Here is a 17,217-nt window from a genome sequence, read left to right as displayed (position 1 = left end):
AAATATAAGTGGACTAATTTAAAAAGCCATAATCGCTAACTGGTTTAGTTTTTTTTTAACTTAATCAAAATCCGTAAAGATTATCGCCTTAATAAAAAAGAATATCATTTATACCAGTTTGTTAAACTCTGTAGAAAATTTATACATATTTAAAAGCTAATCCAGTAATTTGCATAAAATGACAAGCATGAAAGTTTGGTTAAAAAGAATTTTATGGTTATTTGCTGGCCTAGGGGTTATTTTTCTCTCCTTTTATTTGAGCATTTATTGGGGAGCATTTGGAAAAATACCCTCAAAAGACGAATTGAAAAATCTAAAACAAAGTGTCGCAACCGAGATAGTTGACGATCAAGGCTCATTATTGGGCAAGGTATACATTTATGATCGCCAGGCCGTTTCTTTTTCAGATTTCCCTCCTCATCTTATAAACGCTTTAATTGCTACCGAAGACGCCCGATTTTATGAGCACGATGGCATAGACGCCAAAAGTTTATTTAGGGTATTTTTTAAAACAATTTTATTATCTGATAAATCTTCTGGTGGCGGTAGCACATTAACTTTACAATTGGCTAAAAATCTTTACGGAAGAGATGCTTATCCCGTTTTTAGCATTGTAATCAATAAACTTAAAGAAAGTATTGTGGCGCAACGTATAGAAGAGCTATACACCAAAGAAGAAATTATTGAACTATATTTAAATACGGTTCCATTTCCAGATAATACTTATGGCATTGAAAGTGCTGCCTTTAAATTCTTTAATACCAAAACAAAAAACCTAACAGTGGCACAGGCTGCTACCCTTATAGGGAGTTTAAAGGCTAACCATAGCTACAATCCCAGATTATTTCCAGAACGTGCCCAGTTAAGACGTGACGTAGTTTTAAAACAAATGAATAAATACAATTATTTAAGCACTACAGAGACAAATCAATTAATTGCCCAAAAAATCAAATTAGATTATCAGTATTTTTCACCAAATCAAGGTATTGCGGGATACTTTAGAGAAAAGGTTAGAAAACAAACCGAGCAAATAATACAAAAATATAAGCTTAAGCAAGCCAATGGCGACTTGTATAATATTTTAACCGATGGTTTGCGAATAGAAACTACTTTAAACAAACCTATGCAATTAGTTGCCGAACGAGCTATGAAAAAACATATGGCGCGTTTACAAAGTCAATTTGAAAAAGGCTATGGCAATAATGCACCTTGGCTCAAAAACAAAGCAGCCTTCAATTGGGCCTTACAACAATTACCCTATTATAAGAAACTAAAGAGTCAAAATTTAAGCTCGGCCCAATTGAAGGATTCCTTAAACAAAAAACAAAAAGTTAAGCTTTTCGACTGGAAGGAATCAACCATTAAAAACCTTAGTATTTTAGATAGTATTGAGCATTTTTCCAAATTTTTAAATATGGGTTTCGTGGCTTTAGAACCTAATACCGGCGAAGTAAAATCTTATCTTGGAGGTATCGATTACACTTATTTTAAATACGATCACGTGAGTCAAAGCAAAAGACAAGTAGGATCTTTATTTAAACCGATTGTATATACTGCAGCTATCGAAAATGGCTTAGACCCCTGCTCCTACTATAGCCCTAATGCGGTAACATATACCGACATGAAAAATTGGACTCCGAAAAATGCCTCTAAGGAAAATAAAGAATCTGAACAGCATATTAATTATTCTTTAGAAAAAGCCTTAAGCGAATCTATTAATACGATTGCAGTAAAAGTACTGCAAGAAGTAGGAATTGAAAAAACCATTGAACAAGCAGAAAAGATGGGAATTCAACAAGAGTTGCCTAAGGTACCTTCAATTGCTTTAGGGGTTACCGACATGAAGCTTTTGGATATGGCGCAGGTTTATTCAACTTTTGTAAATGGTGGGGTGGCACCAGAGCCTGTGTTTATAAAAACAATAAAGAATAAAAGTGGAGAAGTTATTTGGACCCACGATAAAGAAAATAAACCAGACACACAAAAGGTTGCTTTTTCAAGCTTTACAAGACAAGTTATGCTTTCATTTATGCAATCAACCGTAAACAAAGGAACCGCCTCACGATTGCGCACAACTTACAGATTAAATAACGCTATTGCGGGAAAAACAGGAACCACTCAAAATAATAAGGACGCTTGGTTCGCCGCAATTACACCAAAATTAGTTTGTTTAACTTGGGTGGGTAACGATAATGCAAAAATTAATTTTAGTTCTACCGCTATTGGCCAGGGTGCAAATGCTGCTCTACCTATGTTTGCCGAATTTTATTCGGCTTTGTCAAAAAATAAAGAATTTGATGAGATAACACAGGCGCAATTTGAACCCATATCAAAAGAAGTTAAAAAGGCCATTGAATGTGATGTTGAAAAAAAAGACGGACTTTTTAAACGAATATTTGGGAAAAACAAAGATGAAAAATCCTTTCACGAAGACAAACAAAAAAAGAAAAAAGGAATTTTCTCTTGGTTTAAAAAGAAATAAAGCTTTTATTTCTTTTTGGTAGCCTTTTTGTTCTTTATTTCAACCTGATGAATGGTGGCTGGCTTCCACTCCCCCTCATTAGATAAAAATATTTTACCATCGGGACTAAAGGTTATGCCCTCTGGTTGCGGATGCTGATCAGGATCTAAAACAATCAGTTTTTCTGCTTCCCAGTTACGATTTAAAATCAAGAGCTTTGGAATTTTAGCATCTAACATATATATATCTTTTGTTTGAGGGTGAATGGCAATTTCTGATGTTCTAAAAGTTTTCTTACTACCCACATTTTTAAGTTCTTTAAAAATAGGGTTATCAAACTTCAATTTAAATATCGGTTCTTCTATAAACCTTTTCGAGGTTAGATCAAAAGCATAAACACCCTTATATTTTTCATCCTTGTCCCCATTTTGTTTTGCTGCCAGCCATAACTGATTTTTAGCAGGGTCATAGGTAAACCCTTCAATATCATGTTTTGGAGATAATTTAGTTTGATAAGTATTAATAGCAATGGAGTCTGATAAATAGCTTTTGATTTCAAATATTTTACCAGCACTAGTAACGGTGAAAAGATCATTACCATTAAAAGCTATACCTTCATAATCATCTTGCGGACCAAATTCAATGGTTTGTTCAACCTTACCGGTTACTATATTATACAAATAAATGAGTCCCATTTCATCTTGTACACAGGCTAATTGTTTCTCGTTAATATAAACAATGCCAGATACTTCTTCTAACTCTCTTGGTAATTTCCATGTATTCTTAATAATTACCTCAGAAGGGTTGTCGTAATCAATTTTGTAGTGATCTTTAAAATTGAAATAAATGATTCCTACAAAAGCTAAGATACCGATGGTAATAAAAAATGGCGGACTTTTAAAATAAGATCCCATACACTAGCTAATTTTTTTTAGTTTCTCAGAAATCTCATAAAGCCATTTTATTTGCTCAAAAATTAAAATAGCCTCTTGAATTTTTTCTGTTTCGTCTTGTGTCAAAGTTAATTTATTTAAAGAGTAACTTAAATCGTTATAAGCATTTTTTAACGATTTGGTCTCTTCACCACCAGGTAAAACCGTTGACTTCCCTTCTAAATTAGCTAGGGTGATGTTTAAATTATCTGATACGGATGCCGCGATAAAAGCAAAAGAATCAGACATTTGGGTTGTCTTATGGGTATTTATAAAATTACCCAAGCTAGCTAAGGAAGAAATAAAGGTTTGGTTTAAAGCACTATATTTGTATAATTTTTGATAAGCGTCTTGTTTAGACTTAGGTTCTTGCGCCATACGCTGTAAGGCTGCGCTAAGATTTCCTTGCGCCAGAAAAGCTGATTTTCTTGCCAGTTTATACTCATCATCAACCTTCTTCTTGGTAGAATACAAAATCCTAATTTGATTAAAATAAGCTAAACTACCTTTTATTGCTTCTTTAACCTCTTTTTGATAATTAGCGTGCTCCCAAGTAGGCCATAAAAAGAAGTTTCCACAAAAGGCTAAAGTTGCACCAATTACGGTATCTAATAACCTATATTGAATTACACTTAAAACATTGGGTTGCAACAGCGCATAAAGAAAAACAACATTAAGCGTTATAAAAGCTGCGGCCCCTATATAATTTTTTTGAATTAAAGTGAATGCTACCACTAAACAAAGCATGCTAAGCACCAAAAATAAAATTGGATCTTGGAAAAGAAAAACAATTAAAAAAGCAATAGCACCGCCAAGCAGGGTGCCTAGAATCCTTTTTATAGATCTTTCTTTTGTGAGGCCGAAATTAGGCCTTAAAATAACCAGAGCGGTTAAAACAATCCAATAAGCATTCTGCAGGGCAAACAGCTTCCCAATTACGACCCCAACCACCATCAAAACAGCCAGACGTAAAGCGTGCCTTAAAATAATATTCTTAAAACTCAGTTGGTTTTTATAAGCCTTAAAACTGTAGTCTACCGGTGTTAGAAAACGATTTATGCTTTTAGATGACATTTTTGCCAACTTATCCTTACTTTTAAGGTTTAGAACTATACGCTCAATATGGCTAAGTTTTTCATATATGCTAACTTCTTGATTAAACCATGTCTTAAGGGTTGCTTTTGATTCTATGTCACTTTTTAAAGATGAATCACTTTGCAAAACATCTCTCAATTTACTGATTTTTAAACGAATACCATCTTTCTTTTCTAGCTTTACTTCAGATAAAAAATAAGATGAAAAATGAAATAATCGTTTTGCTAAATCCGCTTGGAGTTTAGAAAATCGTTTTATAATTTGAGGAGTAGTTTTTTTAAAATCGGTAAGCCAATTATAATCAATCGGATTGGCTAATGCTACCTCAAAAATATCAATAAGCTCTGTAAAAATTAATAAATTACGCCTATTGGTGTTTGACTGTCCATAGATTTTTCTATTGCTAATTAAACTTTCACGTAAACTCTCGTGCAGTTCATTTATTTGTATGTGAAGTTGGTTTTGCTTCTCTAAATACTTAGTTAGATTTTTTGGCTTTTCAACTATTTTCTGTCGTAAAACCAAAAATTGAGCCGTTGTATTTGCCAGGTTACCTAGCTGCCTTTTAATGTAGCTATGGGGCCTAATGAAAATATAAAGTGTACTAACTAAAATATACCAGCAACACCCTAGACCTAAAAATAGAAGATGCATGCCAAGCCCTGTTTCTTTACTAAAATTGGCATAGCTTAAAACAATAGCCAAAAGCCCTGAAAAACTAACCAATGATGCTCTAAAACCATATACCGCGACACTCGCCGTAAAGAAAACAAAGAGAAAAAGACAAATTAAATTCAACGTTAAATTGAATTGAGTTACCTCTCCTAAAAGCGAACCTAAAACGGCCAAAATTGCCGCTGAAACCATACCGTAAAAGCGATGTTTTAAATTCCCCTGTACATCACTTGGAGCAATTAAAAACACCCCTAAAGCCATGGCTATTCCATAAGGCATAGCATCAACCAAATAAAAGGAAAAAACCGGTACAAATAACGAAAATAGTAACAGCCAAGCTTTTATAAAGTCGGTATCATTAATAATATTTTTAAATCTTTTAAACATTGCCCTTAATCCAAAGAATCATTTTTTCATTGAGTTTAATTGATGTCGCAAACTTATTATAAAATATTGGTTATGTACTTGTATAGCGACTAAAGTACTAGTATTTTTACGTAAATTTAAAATTTGATGCAGCATAAAGAAACAGCGCGTTGGGCGTACTATTGGTTAAAGGATTTCAATTGGACTGACACTATGGCGCAATATGGTAATTTTACGTTCAATCTTATTCTTCTTTTAATTTTAGGTTATCTTTTTAACTTCTTAATCCGTAAAATTCTAATCACAAGTTTTGGTAAGCTGGTGAGAAAAACCAAAACAGTTTTTGACGATTTTCTTTTTAAAAACAATGCGCTTACCCACCTCACTCATTTGATTACGCTGTTGTTTTATCGCTCAATGTTACCTTATCTTTTAATCGATTTCCCTGCATTGAGAGATGAATCAATTATCTTATTAGATCTTGCTAGTATTATCATTAGCATTTGGTTCATACGCAGTGTCTTAAGAAGTTTAAGAGATTTTCTACGAACGCTAAATAGTTTTAAAGATAAGCCTATAGAAAGCTACATACAAGTGGTTATGATTTTTATTTGGCTTTTTGGAGGCATAATAATTTTCAGCTTGCTAACAGGAAAATCGGTTTGGCAATTTTTAACCGCATTAGGAGCTTTATCCGCCATAATTTTACTGATTTTTAAAGATACCATTCTAGGATTTGTAGCTAGCATTCAAGTAGCTGTTAATGATACAGTTCGTATTGGTGATTGGATCACTATGGAAAAGTATGGTGCAGATGGAGATGTCATAGAAATAAATTTATCATCTGTTAAAATAAGAAATTTTGATAAAACCATTACCAGTATACCCACCTATTACTTGATTTCTGATTCTTTTAAAAATTGGAGGGGAATGAGTGTATCGGGAGGTCGTCGAATTAAGCGCGCCGTAAATATCAAAACAAATTCTATTCGCTTTTTGAGTTCTGAAGATATAGCAGATTTAAAAAATATTCAATTAATAGCTCCCTATTTGGATGAAAAATCTAAGGAAATTGAGCAATACAACAAGCAATACAACATTAATAAATCGCAGATAGTTAATGGGCGAAACCTTACCAACATTGGTGTTTTTAGGAGGTATATAGAGTTGTACCTGGCCAACCATCCTAAAATAAATCACGAAATGATAGCAATGGTAAGACAGCTCCCTCCTACGGCACAAGGAACACCCTTAGAAGTATATGCTTTTTCGGCAGATAAGGTTTGGTTGAACTATGAGGGTATTGTCTCTGATCTTTTTGATCATATATTAGCAGCATTACCATATTTTAAATTAGAAGTTTACGAATTACCTAGTAGTTCAATTATGGAAAAGAACGAGAAAAACAATTTTGTTCCGCCGCAAAATCAATCCTAAAATCTATGTTTTAACTTGTAGAAGCTAATATTTGAACTTACCTTTGCAACTTTTAATATTTGCCTCAAATAAATGTCAAATAACAAGAATTTTAAGAAAAAGCCCCGTTGGAAATTACTGCACCAGTATTATTCATATACTGGGTTTTACTCATTTGTAGGAAAATCTTTGCTTAAAGCAGCCATTCCTATTGCTGTTTTTGTAGTTGGACTTATTGCCGTTCATTTTTTTGTGATAGATATCAATGATGTTTTGGCTTATATTACCGCTAATTTCCCGCCCATTGGAGTGCTAAGCGTTTTCTTTTTGTCTGAATCTATATTAGGACTCATCCCGCCTGAAATCTTTATTGCTTGGGCAGGAAAATCGCTACATCCTAACTGGTATTTATTTGCCTTGGCCTTATTATCTTATTTAGGCGGAATAGTATCTTATTTCGCTGGACGCGGAATTGCAAGTATTCCTTCGGTTTTTGTTTACCTTGAAGTGAAAATGGCCAAGCATATTAAAAATATGCGAAAATGGGGAGGTTTTTTAATTGTGGTAGGAGCTTTACTACCTGTTCCGTTTGCTATTTCAAGTATTGCAGCCGGTATAATTAAATTCCCTTTTGGAAGTTATTTGCTTTTTGGTCTATTGCGATTTTTACGCTTTTTCATTTATGGTGTAATGATTTTTGGCGCGCTAAACTAAATACTAATCACATACAAAACCTTTAAAAACAAAATAAAAAACTAGCGGTTAATTCGCTAGTTTTTTATTTTTCTAAATGAGATTATTTGTTAATCGATAAATAATTCATTGATTCTAGAACGCAATTTTCGATTGTAATCCTCGTACAACCAGTCACGGTAATTTTTGGTATTATTGATAATGCAATACGAGTAACGTTTAACTCGATCTCTAATATCATCGGCTAATTCTCTTGCCAAAATTCTAGCGTCAAACACATCTTCACTATTCTCTATACACATTTTGGCATGCTGCTCTATTGAAGCCTCTAAAACCTTTTTTGATTTCTCTCCATTATTCACCGCCTTTTCATATGCTGCTTTAATATCAAACTCAATGTCTTCTGAGTTTTTAAACATTTCCCTTATTTCAGCGGGCATCTTGTACTTAAACTCTCTTTCTATCTCCTCATCACCAGTAATATTTTCTAAGAAATAGTCTGGATTTTTAAATATAAGCTGCCAATCTACTGGTGCATCCCAAAGCCCAAAACGCGCGGCATTATTTCCCAAATCAATAACATTAAAAGTGTCTTTCCCTGGTAATTTACGAGAACCACGACCAATCATTTGGTAATAGAGTGTTAGAGATTTAGTAGCTCGGTTTAAAATAATATTTTCAACAGTAGGCTCATCAAAACCGGTAGTTAAAATACTCACTGAGGTCAGGATAGCATCGGGTTTATTTTTAAACCATTTTAAAATTTCTTTTCTTTCTTTTTTAGAATGGGTATTGTCTAAGTGCTTGATTTCATACCCAGCATCTTTAAAAGTTTGATAGACGTACCACGAAGTATTTATCCCATTGTTGAAAATTAGGGTTTTTTTACCTTTACAATGCTCTTCATAAGCCTGAACAAGCTTATTTTGCATTGACATATTCGTATAAAGGTCTTCAGATGATTTTACGGTGTAATCTCCGTTAATACCTACCTGCAAGGAGGTTAAACCTACATCATAGCTATAAGTTTTTGCTCGCGCTAAGAATCCTTGCTGTATCAATGATGGAATTGAATTTCCAACTATTAGTTCTTGATAGTTGTCTTTCATCGGCAACTTAATATTAGAACTTAAAGGGGTGGCCGTAACACCTAAAATAAATGAGTCTTCAAAATACTTAAATAATTTTGTGAATGAATTATAATGTGCTTCATCTATAATTACCAAGCCAACATCGGCTACTTCTAATTTATCATCATTCAAGCGGTTATTTAAAGTCTCTACCATCGCAACAAAGCATTGGTAATCGTCCTGATCGGGAAGTTCTTTTACTTTTGAATTAATGATTTTGTTTTTTACCCCAAATCCTTTTAACATTTTTGAGGTCTGCTTACATAGCTCAATCCTGTGCGTTAAAATAACAACCTTTTTGTCTGTTTGATTAATATAGCGCCGAACAATTTCTGAAAATATAACGGTTTTTCCCCCACCTGTTGGTAATTGATACAGCAAATTAAAGTTGTCTGGTGCTTCATCTAGATAAGAAAATATTTTATTCAAATCTTCTTGTTGGTAGCCATACAATTCTTTTTCAGTATTGCTTTTTTCAATTTTGTCTTTCGTATTCTCCACCATAATATCGGTCATTAAAGAGGTCTTAAATGTTAATCTTGTTAGAAATTTAATCCTGCAAAATTAAGCAGTTTTAAAGGAATTTATAGCCTAATTTAAAAGAATTTCTACTTTTAAATTTATCGGTTTGTAAATCAAAACATTAATCCACACCGAAAAAAAATTAGATGATAATTTTAAGTCTAGCATGAAAATTTTTAGACATAAACCCTTACTTTTGCAATTCTAATAACTTTAAAAACTAGCTACATTGAATAATCCAAAAGCACAAAAACTTATAGCCAAAATTTTAGATGAGCTTAATCAAGTAGGAATCATTGCCAACACTTTAGTAGCCGATTTAAAAGAGCTACGCCCTTTTGCGGTTGAAGAAAAAAGACCAGTTGTGGCCAAAGCACTGCGTTTGGCTTATGAGCATATTGAAGAAACTTTTACTTTTGATATTCCTATTCCAGAAGAAGAACCTTTAGAGGCTTTGGAAGAAGATGAGCTAGAAGGAAGAGAAGAAGAGACTGACGAGCGTCTTGAAACCGAAAATGAATTTGATGCCGATCAAAGCATGATTTATTTCATAAACCTTATTAAAGATAGCGATAATAAGTTGAATATAGAAGAAATTAGAGAGTATAATGAAGCTTTACAGAATTACGAATTCTAGTAATTTTTTAAATTTATAAGATAAAGCCCGTTTGTTAAACGGGCTTTATCTTATAATTATATTTCATTTTTTTCCGCTTCAGCTAATCTTTTTTCCCAAGCCCAAGCGCTGATTAAAGCTTCTTCAAGACTGTGCTTAGCCTTCCAACCCAATTCCTGATTTGCTTTTGTAGTATCGGCAAATGCTGCCTCTACATCTCCTGGTCTTCTACTCGTTAACTCGTAATTTAAAGGCTCTCCCGTTACTTTTTCAAAAACTTTTATAACCTCCATTACCGAGCTTCCTTTACCTGTACCAATATTAAAAACCTCGTAGTTTTTAGCCTGTTTTTCTTTAATTAAACGTTCTAAAGCTACCATATGTGCCTCTGCTAAATCCATTACATGAATATAATCTCGAATGGCTGTACCATCTGCTGTTTGGTAATCGTCTCCAAATACAGATAATTTATCTCGTTTTCCTATAGCGGTCTGTGTTATAAAGGGCACTAAATTTTGAGGTATTCCCATTGGTAACTCCCCAATGCGCGCGGAAGGGTGTGCCCCTATTGGATTAAAATAACGCAAAGCGATAGCCTTAAACTGTTTTTCACTTTTACTAAAGTCTTTTATAATTTCTTCTCCTATCTGTTTGGTATTCCCATAAGGCGACTCTGCCGTTTTCACAGGAGCATTTTCATCTATGGGTAATAAATCGGCTTGACCGTAAACGGTACAAGAAGAACTGAAAATAAAATTATTAAGGTTTCTTCTTCGCATCTCCTGCAAAAGAAAAATAAGCGTATTGAGGTTGTTTTCATAATACAATAAAGGCTTTTCAACACTTTCGCCCACAGCCTTCGATGCTGCAAAATGAATTACACCCTGAATGTCTGGATGCTCATCAAAAAACTGTTGTACCTTTAAAGGATTTCTTAAATCTAATCTTGAAAATTTCGGAGATTTATTGGTAATACTACAAATTCCTTCTAAGGTTGTAAAGCTAGAATTTGATAAATTATCAATGATTATGACTTCATAGTTGTTTTGAAGCAATTGAACAACCGTATGTGATCCGATGTAACCAAGACCTCCCGTTACTAAAATTTTCATGTTCCTTATTTTAAACAAACATACTAAATTATGTAAGTAATTATTTAGTTTGTTTTACTATTTGTGCATTTTGAATATTGTATCTTTGCATTAAAAAATTATGGATAAATTTATTCGGGTTTTCAGGTGGATAAGCATTTTAGAGGCTATATCTTTCTTAGTATTACTATTGATTGCAATGCCTTTAAAATATATGTTTAATAGTCCAGAAATGGTTAGCACTGTAGGTATGGCTCACGGCGTACTCTTTGTTTTATACGTAATGGGTGCATACTGGATGTATGAAAAACTAAACTGGTCATTAAAAACATTAGTTATTGTGATAATTTGCTCTATTTTACCCTTTGGCCCATTTTATGCCGATAAAAAATATTTACCCAATAATAAATAGGTTATTTTGATTTAAGCCGATCGCGTACAAACTCAACTTTGCTTTTACCGTGCGGGATTGGCTTACCATCTTCTCCCAAATTAACCATGATTATTTGGTCAACTACCAGAATAGTTTCCCTAGTCATCATGTTTCTTGCTTCACTTCTTAGTGTAATTGATGTTTTTCCAAACTTCACTACTTCAATTCCTATTTCAATTATATCTCCTTGTTTGGCAGAACTTTTAAAACTTATTTCGCTCATATAGGCTGTAACCGTTTTAGGATTTTCTAATTGTACTACGGTATATAGTGCCGCTTCTTCGTCTATCCAACTTAAAAGTCGACCGCCAAAAAGGGTGGCATTAGGGTTAAGGTCTTCTGGTTTTACCCATTTACGTGTATGAAATCTCATTTTGTATATTTAATTTTAAAATTGCGTCTTCTATAATTTGCTGGTGATCAAAGGCTAAAGAAATATCTTCCTTTATGGGTAAGATTTCCCAGCTTACTTCTTTTGCATCATCAGCTGCTTTTGCGATAGGTCTTTCTGTTAATAGACTAGCAAAAGCGATGCTAATAATTCTTTTTCTGGGATCGCGTTTAACGTCATCATAAATCCCTGTTTGAGTCCAATTTTTAATTCTTAATCCTGTTTCTTCTTCTAATTCTCGTGCGCAAGCATATTTCAGGGTTTCTTTAGGTTCTAAAAAACCACCAGGTAATGCCCAGGCATCTTTAAATGGCTGATTCTTTCTTCTAATCAATAAGACATATATGTCAGAATTAGATTTGTGAAAAACCACAGCGTCGGTTGTAATTGAAATGTCTTCGCTCATTTTAATGCAATAGGATTTTTAATATTAATATTATACCGCTTGTTCAATTTTGTAATAAAATAGGATAATAAAACCCCCTTATTTTCTTGATCACCTTGATGCATGAAAAAATATAATTTCTTGAGTCCTTTATTATACCAGTCCTCTATCTTATTCACCCATTCATTAATCCGCTCATAATCGATAGCCTCATTTAAAGCATTAAACCGAATAAAGGCTGTATTTGTGGTTAAGCGCATATGTAAAACGGCTCTTTCTCCTGGCGTATCGGTAATTACACTGCTTATATTATAAGCTAAAAGTAAATTATTTAGCTTGTTGGCATAGTCCTCATCTTTAAACCACGAAAAGTGTCTTAATTCTATCGCTAGCGGTAACTCGTAAGGCCATAATTTAATAAAATGAGCAAGACGTAGTAGATTGGTTTCGTTGGCTTGAAAGTTTTCTGGCATCTGCATAAAGCTACAGCCTAATGTATTGCCTAGGTTTGAAATATTCTCGGTAAAATGCTGGGTAGCCAATTCGCAATTTTCAAGTCTTTTATAATGTGAAATTTGCCGAGGCACTTTAGGACTAAATTTAAAATTATTATCTACTTGTTCTTTCCATTTTTGATATTGATTGGCCGACCAGTTTCTATAAAAAGAAGCATTCAATTCTACGGCATTTAATTTTTCTTGATACTCGGAGAGCTTTGTTTTTTTATTATTTGGCTTTAAATTCGTCCAAGTTGAATCTCCAACCCGAATTTCTTCAAAGAAATGGGGTTTAAACTTATGCAAAACATTTTGTGTTTGCTTATGGTCTTGAGGAAGATACAACTTATTAATTTCCGATAATTTTACTTTACCAAATTTCATCTCATTTATTCTGGATATTCTATCCTAAGATGGTAAATATTCTTGAGCTTTCGTTTTAAAATCTTCTTAATATTTTGTATTTCCTTAAAGGTGATATCAGCGTTTAAAAATTGACCTTGATCCATTTGTTTGTTGATAATTTTTTCTACAAAATCATCAATAAGTTGAGCGGTGGGTTCTTTTAAGCTTTTGCTAGCAGCCTCTACACTGTCACTCATCATTAAAATAGCTGTTTCTTTGCTGAACGGTTTAGGACCAGGATACATAAATCTTTTTTCATCAACATCTTCTAGATTATTTTCAGCTTCTTTTTTTGCTTGTTGATAAAAGTAATACACCAAGGTGGTCCCATGATGCGTTCTTATAAAATCAATTATGCGATCGGGTAGATTGTATTTTTTGGCAATTTCTATTCCGTAAACAACGTGATTTATAATAATATCTGCACTTTCACTTGGAGGCAATTCATCATGTGGATTAACTGAAGTAGTTTGATTTTCGGTAAACATGGTCGGGTTGGTCATTTTCCCTATATCGTGATACAGAGCCCCTACCCTAACCAACAATGCATTTGCTCCTACTTCATTTGCTGCTGCCTCGGCTAAATTGGCCACGTTTAAACTATGATGGAAAGTTCCTGGGGCTTTATTAGAAAGTTCTTTAAGTAAATTACTATTAGTGTCTGATAGCTCTAAAAGTGACATATCTGAAACCAATCCGAACAATTTCTCGTAAGCGTAAATGAGCGGCTGAACAAATAGAGTAGCTAATCCACTTAAAAGAAATATCAATAAAGTTTGGTAATCTATTTTGCTTAAATCACCTTCTTGAATAATAGTAAAAGCAGAATAAGCAAAAATATACACTGCGGTAATTTGACCAACAGAAATAAATAAATTAGCTCTTTTATATAATTCTGAAATGGTAAGAATGGTTACAATACCAGCTATTATTTGCAAAAACATGTACTCGTAGCTATTGGGTACAACAAAACCTAGAATTAAAACGGTTATCACGTGAGTAAATAAACCCAACCTGGCATCAAAAAAAGCCTTTAAAGTTAACGGTAGTATACATAGCGGCACCACGTAAATATAATTTACATTTAAACGTAATACTGTAACCGTAAGAAAAACACTAATTAAGATATTGAAAATAATAAAGGTAACTTTCGTATTGCTTTCAAAAATTTCTTCTCTGTATTTTTTAATAAAAAGAAATAACATTAATAAGGCCAGTGCTACCAATAAAGTATGACCTATTAATACAATATAATAACTTGTAGCACCCCAAAAATTAGATTCATATTCTTTACGCAAGGAAACTAGTATCCTAAACTTATCTTGATCAATAACTTCTCCCTTTTCTATAATTTTGCTTCCTTTTGAAATACTACCCTTGGTAAAAGAAAAAGCCTCTAATTTTGACTTTAAGTCGTCTTGGGTTAAACTTTCATTTAAATGAACATTAGGTTTAAGTATATTGAAAAATAGTTCTTTAAAAAAAGGTTTGTAAGATTCTAACTCAGCTTTTTCTATTTGTGCATCGAGAAAATCGCCCAAATTTTCTTGTCGGAGAATCTTTTTATAGGCTACTTCTTTTGCTTCATTGCCTTTTTTTAAATAAACGAGACTATTGCTATTGAATCGAACATTTTGAACAAGTATTCCGTGACGATAAATTTTGTTTAATATCTGAATACCAGAATTTTGCAAGTACCTTTGTTTTGCAACATTAATTGAGTCTGGAAAAACCTTACTGAATTGCTTTTGAAAATTGTTGTAAACGCTTTGTGTGGCTAAAGAGTCGTAATCGTAATAAGGTATATGATTTGTTCTAATTTCATCTTGCTCAGTAGCAATTTCATCTTCTGTTTTTAAGATAGCAAAATCAAATGGAGCATATAAATTTTCATACTGCCATGGCTTCCCTTTGATTAATTCATACTTAAATTTATTACCCTTAGGAAACAAATATACAATAAGAGAAACAGCAAAAATATACAAAAACAATTTATAAATCAGTGCCTGTTTCTTATATATAGTGTCAACTATTTTTTCCATTATTTATGCTTATCCTTCAAAAGTAATAAAAATAAGCTTGTATGCTTAAAAAGCATTGTGTTGTTGACCAGAAAATCGTTAAATTCGTGACTTGAAAATAAAATACAGGAATATGAGTAAAGAAGTTGTTATTGTAAGTGCGGTAAGAACCCCTATAGGTAGTTTTTTAGGAAGTTTGTCAAGCATTCCGGCTACACAATTAGGTGCTATTGCCATTAAAGGAGCTTTAGAAAAAATAAATTTAGATCCAAAAGAGGTGCAAGAAGTTTTAATGGGGAATGTTGTTCAAGCTGGTAACGGTCAAGCACCAGCTAGACAAGCCGCTTTAGCAGCAGGTATATCACAAAATGTACCCTGTACCACGGTGAACAAGGTTTGTGCTAGTGGAATGAAAACTGTTATGCAAGCTGCACAAAGTATCGCCTTAGGTGATGCGGAGGTAATTGTAGCTGGAGGTATGGAGAACATGAGTCAAATACCACATTATTTACATTTAAGAAAAGGAACAAAATTTGGCCCTGCACAAGTGATTGACGGAATGCAAAAAGATGGTTTGGTTGATGCTTACGATCAAAATGCAATGGGGGTTTGCGCTGATTTGTGCGCTACCGAATATGAATTTTCTAGAGAGGACCAAGATCAATTTGCCATACAATCTTATGAGCGTTCTAAAAAAGCTTGGGAAGAAGGTAAATTTAAGAATGAGATTGTTCCAGTTGAAGTGCCGCAGCGTAAAGGTAATCCAATAATAGTTAATGAAGATGAGGAATACAAAAACGTAAGAATGGATAAAATAGCAGCGCTAAGGCCTGCTTTTACAAAAGAAGGAACGGTAACAGCCGCTAATGCTTCAACTATAAATGACGGAGCTGGAGCAGTAATATTAATGAGTAAAGAAAAAGCCGCAGCACTAGGTTTAAAACCTTTGGCCACCATTAAAGGCTATGCTGATGCAGCCCAAGAACCTAAATGGTTTACAACTGCGCCAGCTAAAGCTCTACCAAAAGCCTTAGCAAAAGCGGGAGTAAATCAAGATGAAATCGACTATTTCGAATTTAACGAAGCATTTTCTGTTGTTGGCTTGGCCAATATGAAAATTTTAGGTTTACAGAATGATAAAGTTAATGTAAATGGTGGTGCAGTATCATTAGGACATCCCTTAGGCTGCAGTGGTGTAAGAATTCTTATCACCTTAATTAATGTTTTAGAACAAAATAACGCCAAACTAGGTGCAGCTGCCATTTGTAACGGTGGTGGTGGTGCCTCTGCTATGGTGATTGAAAGAAACGCTTAAGAATTAGTGAATGCGTTACGGTATATGTACTTTAAATAGCGTTGCTGTTAGGTTTGAACCTAGCGAATCTAGTGAAATGGTCACTCAACTTTTGTTTGGTGACCATTTTAAGCTTATTGAAATTAGGAAAAAGTGGGTGAAAATAAGAATTGCCTTTGATGGATATGAAGGATGGCTTGATACACTTCATTTTCATGAAATTAGCAAGGAGCAATTTAAAGAAATTGAGAATCAAAGTCCTGAGTTTGCAGCCGACTTGATTGATTATATTCAAGATTCTTTTGGCCAATTGACACCAATAACCTTAGGGGCCAGCGTGCAAAACTTACACTGGTTCAAAAGTAATTATGAAGGCCGGAGAATCACAGGAATTCAACCTAAAAAAAACTTGCTTTCAACGGCAATGTTATACCTGAATGCTCCTTATTTATGGGGCGGTAAAACACCATTCGGGATTGATTGCAGTGGCTTCACTCAAATGGTATATAAGTTAAATGGGTATTTATTAAAGCGAGATGCCTCTCAACAAGCCAAACAAGGTGAGGCATTAAGTTTCGTCGAAGAAAGTGAACCTGGTGATCTAGCTTTTTTTGATAATCATGAGGGTAATATCATACACGTGGGAATTATAATGCCCGATAATTACATTATTCACGCACATGGAAAAGTACGGATTGATAGAATTGATCATACAGGGATTTTTAATACGAATACCAATAGATATTCCCATAAACTAAGAGTGATTAAAAAAATCATATAAAAAAATCGGGCGT

15 protein-coding genes are annotated in these 17,217 nt (G+C 33.6%); 7 read left to right on the top strand and 8 right to left on the bottom strand.

The window, feature by feature from the left end; translation table 11 throughout:
• The first annotated feature begins 187 nt into the window (after window positions 1–187).
• Window positions 188–2,482, top strand: a complete 2,295-nt coding sequence (locus tag ACFSQ0_RS03860; protein WP_379044379.1) for a transglycosylase domain-containing protein — start codon at window positions 188–190, stop codon at window positions 2,480–2,482.
• A 5-nt stretch (window positions 2,483–2,487) separates the two neighbouring features.
• On the opposite strand, the gene ACFSQ0_RS03855 is transcribed toward ACFSQ0_RS03860, so the two are convergent.
• Together ACFSQ0_RS03855 and ACFSQ0_RS03850 are read right to left on the bottom strand one after the other, a co-directional pair.
• Window positions 2,488–3,375, bottom strand: a complete 888-nt coding sequence (locus ACFSQ0_RS03855; RefSeq protein WP_379044376.1) for an SdiA-regulated domain-containing protein — start codon at window positions 3,373–3,375, stop codon at window positions 2,488–2,490.
• Window positions 3,376–3,378: 3 nt separating this feature from the next.
• The gene (locus ACFSQ0_RS03850) at window positions 3,379–5,550 is read right to left on the bottom strand and encodes an FUSC family protein (protein WP_379044374.1); all 2,172 of its coding nucleotides are present in this window, start codon (window positions 5,548–5,550) and stop codon (window positions 3,379–3,381) included.
• Between the two features lie 126 nt (window positions 5,551–5,676).
• Here ACFSQ0_RS03850 and ACFSQ0_RS03845 point away from each other — a divergent pair, with 126 nt between their 5' ends.
• Together ACFSQ0_RS03845 and ACFSQ0_RS03840 are read left to right on the top strand one after the other, a co-directional pair.
• A complete protein-coding gene (locus ACFSQ0_RS03845; protein WP_379044371.1) occupies window positions 5,677–6,966 on the top strand; it encodes a mechanosensitive ion channel family protein in 1,290 nt (429 codons plus the stop codon).
• 72 nt (window positions 6,967–7,038) lie between these two features.
• Window positions 7,039–7,659 carry a YqaA family protein gene (locus ACFSQ0_RS03840; protein WP_379044368.1) on the top strand — a complete coding sequence of 207 codons (621 nt, stop codon included), beginning with the start codon at window positions 7,039–7,041 and terminating at the stop codon, window positions 7,657–7,659.
• Window positions 7,660–7,748: 89 nt separating this feature from the next.
• Here the strand turns inward: ACFSQ0_RS03840 and ACFSQ0_RS03835 are convergent, their stop codons facing one another.
• Window positions 7,749–9,272, bottom strand: a complete 1,524-nt coding sequence (locus ACFSQ0_RS03835) for a DEAD/DEAH box helicase (protein WP_379045367.1) — start codon at window positions 9,270–9,272, stop codon at window positions 7,749–7,751.
• 247 nt (window positions 9,273–9,519) lie between these two features.
• Here ACFSQ0_RS03835 and ACFSQ0_RS03830 point away from each other — a divergent pair, with 247 nt between their 5' ends.
• On the top strand, window positions 9,520–9,927 hold the full coding sequence (locus ACFSQ0_RS03830) for a hypothetical protein (protein ID WP_379044366.1): 408 nt from the start codon (window positions 9,520–9,522) through the stop codon (window positions 9,925–9,927).
• 56 nt (window positions 9,928–9,983) lie between these two features.
• Here the strand turns inward: ACFSQ0_RS03830 and galE are convergent, their stop codons facing one another.
• The gene (galE, locus tag ACFSQ0_RS03825) at window positions 9,984–11,018 is read right to left on the bottom strand and encodes a UDP-glucose 4-epimerase GalE (protein WP_379044363.1); all 1,035 of its coding nucleotides are present in this window, start codon (window positions 11,016–11,018) and stop codon (window positions 9,984–9,986) included.
• A gap of 100 nt (window positions 11,019–11,118) precedes the next feature.
• Here galE and ACFSQ0_RS03820 point away from each other — a divergent pair, with 100 nt between their 5' ends.
• Window positions 11,119–11,409 (top strand): DUF3817 domain-containing protein, encoded by a 291-nt coding sequence (locus ACFSQ0_RS03820; protein WP_379044360.1) that lies wholly within the window; start codon window positions 11,119–11,121, stop codon window positions 11,407–11,409.
• A gap of 1 nt (window position 11,410) precedes the next feature.
• On the opposite strand, the gene ACFSQ0_RS03815 is transcribed toward ACFSQ0_RS03820, so the two are convergent.
• The 4 genes from ACFSQ0_RS03815 to ACFSQ0_RS03800 are packed head-to-tail and all read right to left on the bottom strand — an operon-like array spanning window position 11,411 to window position 15,150.
• Complete coding sequence (locus ACFSQ0_RS03815) at window positions 11,411–11,803, bottom strand: acyl-CoA thioesterase (RefSeq protein WP_379044357.1); 393 nt, start codon at window positions 11,801–11,803, stop codon at window positions 11,411–11,413.
• Window positions 11,784–12,227 carry an NUDIX domain-containing protein gene (locus tag ACFSQ0_RS03810; RefSeq protein WP_379044354.1) on the bottom strand — a complete coding sequence of 148 codons (444 nt, stop codon included), beginning with the start codon at window positions 12,225–12,227 and terminating at the stop codon, window positions 11,784–11,786. The genes ACFSQ0_RS03815 and ACFSQ0_RS03810 overlap by 20 nt, the downstream gene beginning before the upstream one ends.
• Window positions 12,224–13,087, bottom strand: a complete 864-nt coding sequence (locus ACFSQ0_RS03805) for a DUF72 domain-containing protein (RefSeq protein ID WP_379044352.1) — start codon at window positions 13,085–13,087, stop codon at window positions 12,224–12,226. The genes ACFSQ0_RS03810 and ACFSQ0_RS03805 overlap by 4 nt, the downstream gene beginning before the upstream one ends.
• Before the next feature lie 5 nt (window positions 13,088–13,092).
• Window positions 13,093–15,150: an HD family phosphohydrolase gene (locus ACFSQ0_RS03800; RefSeq protein ID WP_379044349.1), complete on the bottom strand. Its 2,058-nt coding sequence runs from the start codon at window positions 15,148–15,150 to the stop codon at window positions 13,093–13,095.
• Between the two features lie 112 nt (window positions 15,151–15,262).
• Here ACFSQ0_RS03800 and ACFSQ0_RS03795 point away from each other — a divergent pair, with 112 nt between their 5' ends.
• Both ACFSQ0_RS03795 and ACFSQ0_RS03790 read left to right on the top strand, forming a co-directional pair.
• Window positions 15,263–16,444 (top strand): acetyl-CoA C-acyltransferase, encoded by a 1,182-nt coding sequence (locus ACFSQ0_RS03795; protein WP_379044346.1) that lies wholly within the window; start codon window positions 15,263–15,265, stop codon window positions 16,442–16,444.
• A 10-nt stretch (window positions 16,445–16,454) separates the two neighbouring features.
• Window positions 16,455–17,204: a C40 family peptidase gene (locus ACFSQ0_RS03790; protein ID WP_379044343.1), complete on the top strand. Its 750-nt coding sequence runs from the start codon at window positions 16,455–16,457 to the stop codon at window positions 17,202–17,204.
• Window positions 17,205–17,217 lie beyond the last annotated feature (13 nt).

The sequence above is a fragment of the Mesonia sediminis genome (assembly GCF_042684705.1).
Taxonomy (GTDB): Bacteria; Bacteroidota; Bacteroidia; order Flavobacteriales; family Flavobacteriaceae; genus Mesonia; species Mesonia sediminis.
Note: the sequence above shows the minus strand (reverse complement) of the source record. Positions and strands in the feature narration are given on the sequence as shown.

Bases quoted from the DNA above. Each gene is read 5' to 3' on its own strand.
- ACFSQ0_RS03860 (WP_379044379.1), top strand. From the start codon at position 188: ATGAAAGTTTGGTTAAAAAGAATTTTATGGTTATTTGCTGGCCTAGGG.
- ACFSQ0_RS03855 (WP_379044376.1), bottom strand. From the start codon at position 3,375: ATGGGATCTTATTTTAAAAGTCCGCCATTTTTTATTACCATCGGTATC.
- ACFSQ0_RS03850 (WP_379044374.1), bottom strand. From the start codon at position 5,550: ATGTTTAAAAGATTTAAAAATATTATTAATGATACCGACTTTATAAAA.
- ACFSQ0_RS03845 (WP_379044371.1), top strand. From the start codon at position 5,677: ATGCAGCATAAAGAAACAGCGCGTTGGGCGTACTATTGGTTAAAGGAT.
- ACFSQ0_RS03840 (WP_379044368.1), top strand. From the start codon at position 7,039: ATGTCAAATAACAAGAATTTTAAGAAAAAGCCCCGTTGGAAATTACTG.
- ACFSQ0_RS03835 (WP_379045367.1), bottom strand. From the start codon at position 9,272: ATGGTGGAGAATACGAAAGACAAAATTGAAAAAAGCAATACTGAAAAA.
- galE (WP_379044363.1), bottom strand. From the start codon at position 11,018: ATGAAAATTTTAGTAACGGGAGGTCTTGGTTACATCGGATCACATACG.
- ACFSQ0_RS03820 (WP_379044360.1), top strand. From the start codon at position 11,119: ATGGATAAATTTATTCGGGTTTTCAGGTGGATAAGCATTTTAGAGGCT.
- ACFSQ0_RS03815 (WP_379044357.1), bottom strand. From the start codon at position 11,803: ATGAGATTTCATACACGTAAATGGGTAAAACCAGAAGACCTTAACCCT.
- ACFSQ0_RS03810 (WP_379044354.1), bottom strand. From the start codon at position 12,227: ATGAGCGAAGACATTTCAATTACAACCGACGCTGTGGTTTTTCACAAA.
- ACFSQ0_RS03805 (WP_379044352.1), bottom strand. From the start codon at position 13,087: ATGAAATTTGGTAAAGTAAAATTATCGGAAATTAATAAGTTGTATCTT.
- ACFSQ0_RS03800 (WP_379044349.1), bottom strand. From the start codon at position 15,150: ATGGAAAAAATAGTTGACACTATATATAAGAAACAGGCACTGATTTAT.
- ACFSQ0_RS03795 (WP_379044346.1), top strand. From the start codon at position 15,263: ATGAGTAAAGAAGTTGTTATTGTAAGTGCGGTAAGAACCCCTATAGGT.
- ACFSQ0_RS03790 (WP_379044343.1), top strand. From the start codon at position 16,455: ATGCGTTACGGTATATGTACTTTAAATAGCGTTGCTGTTAGGTTTGAA.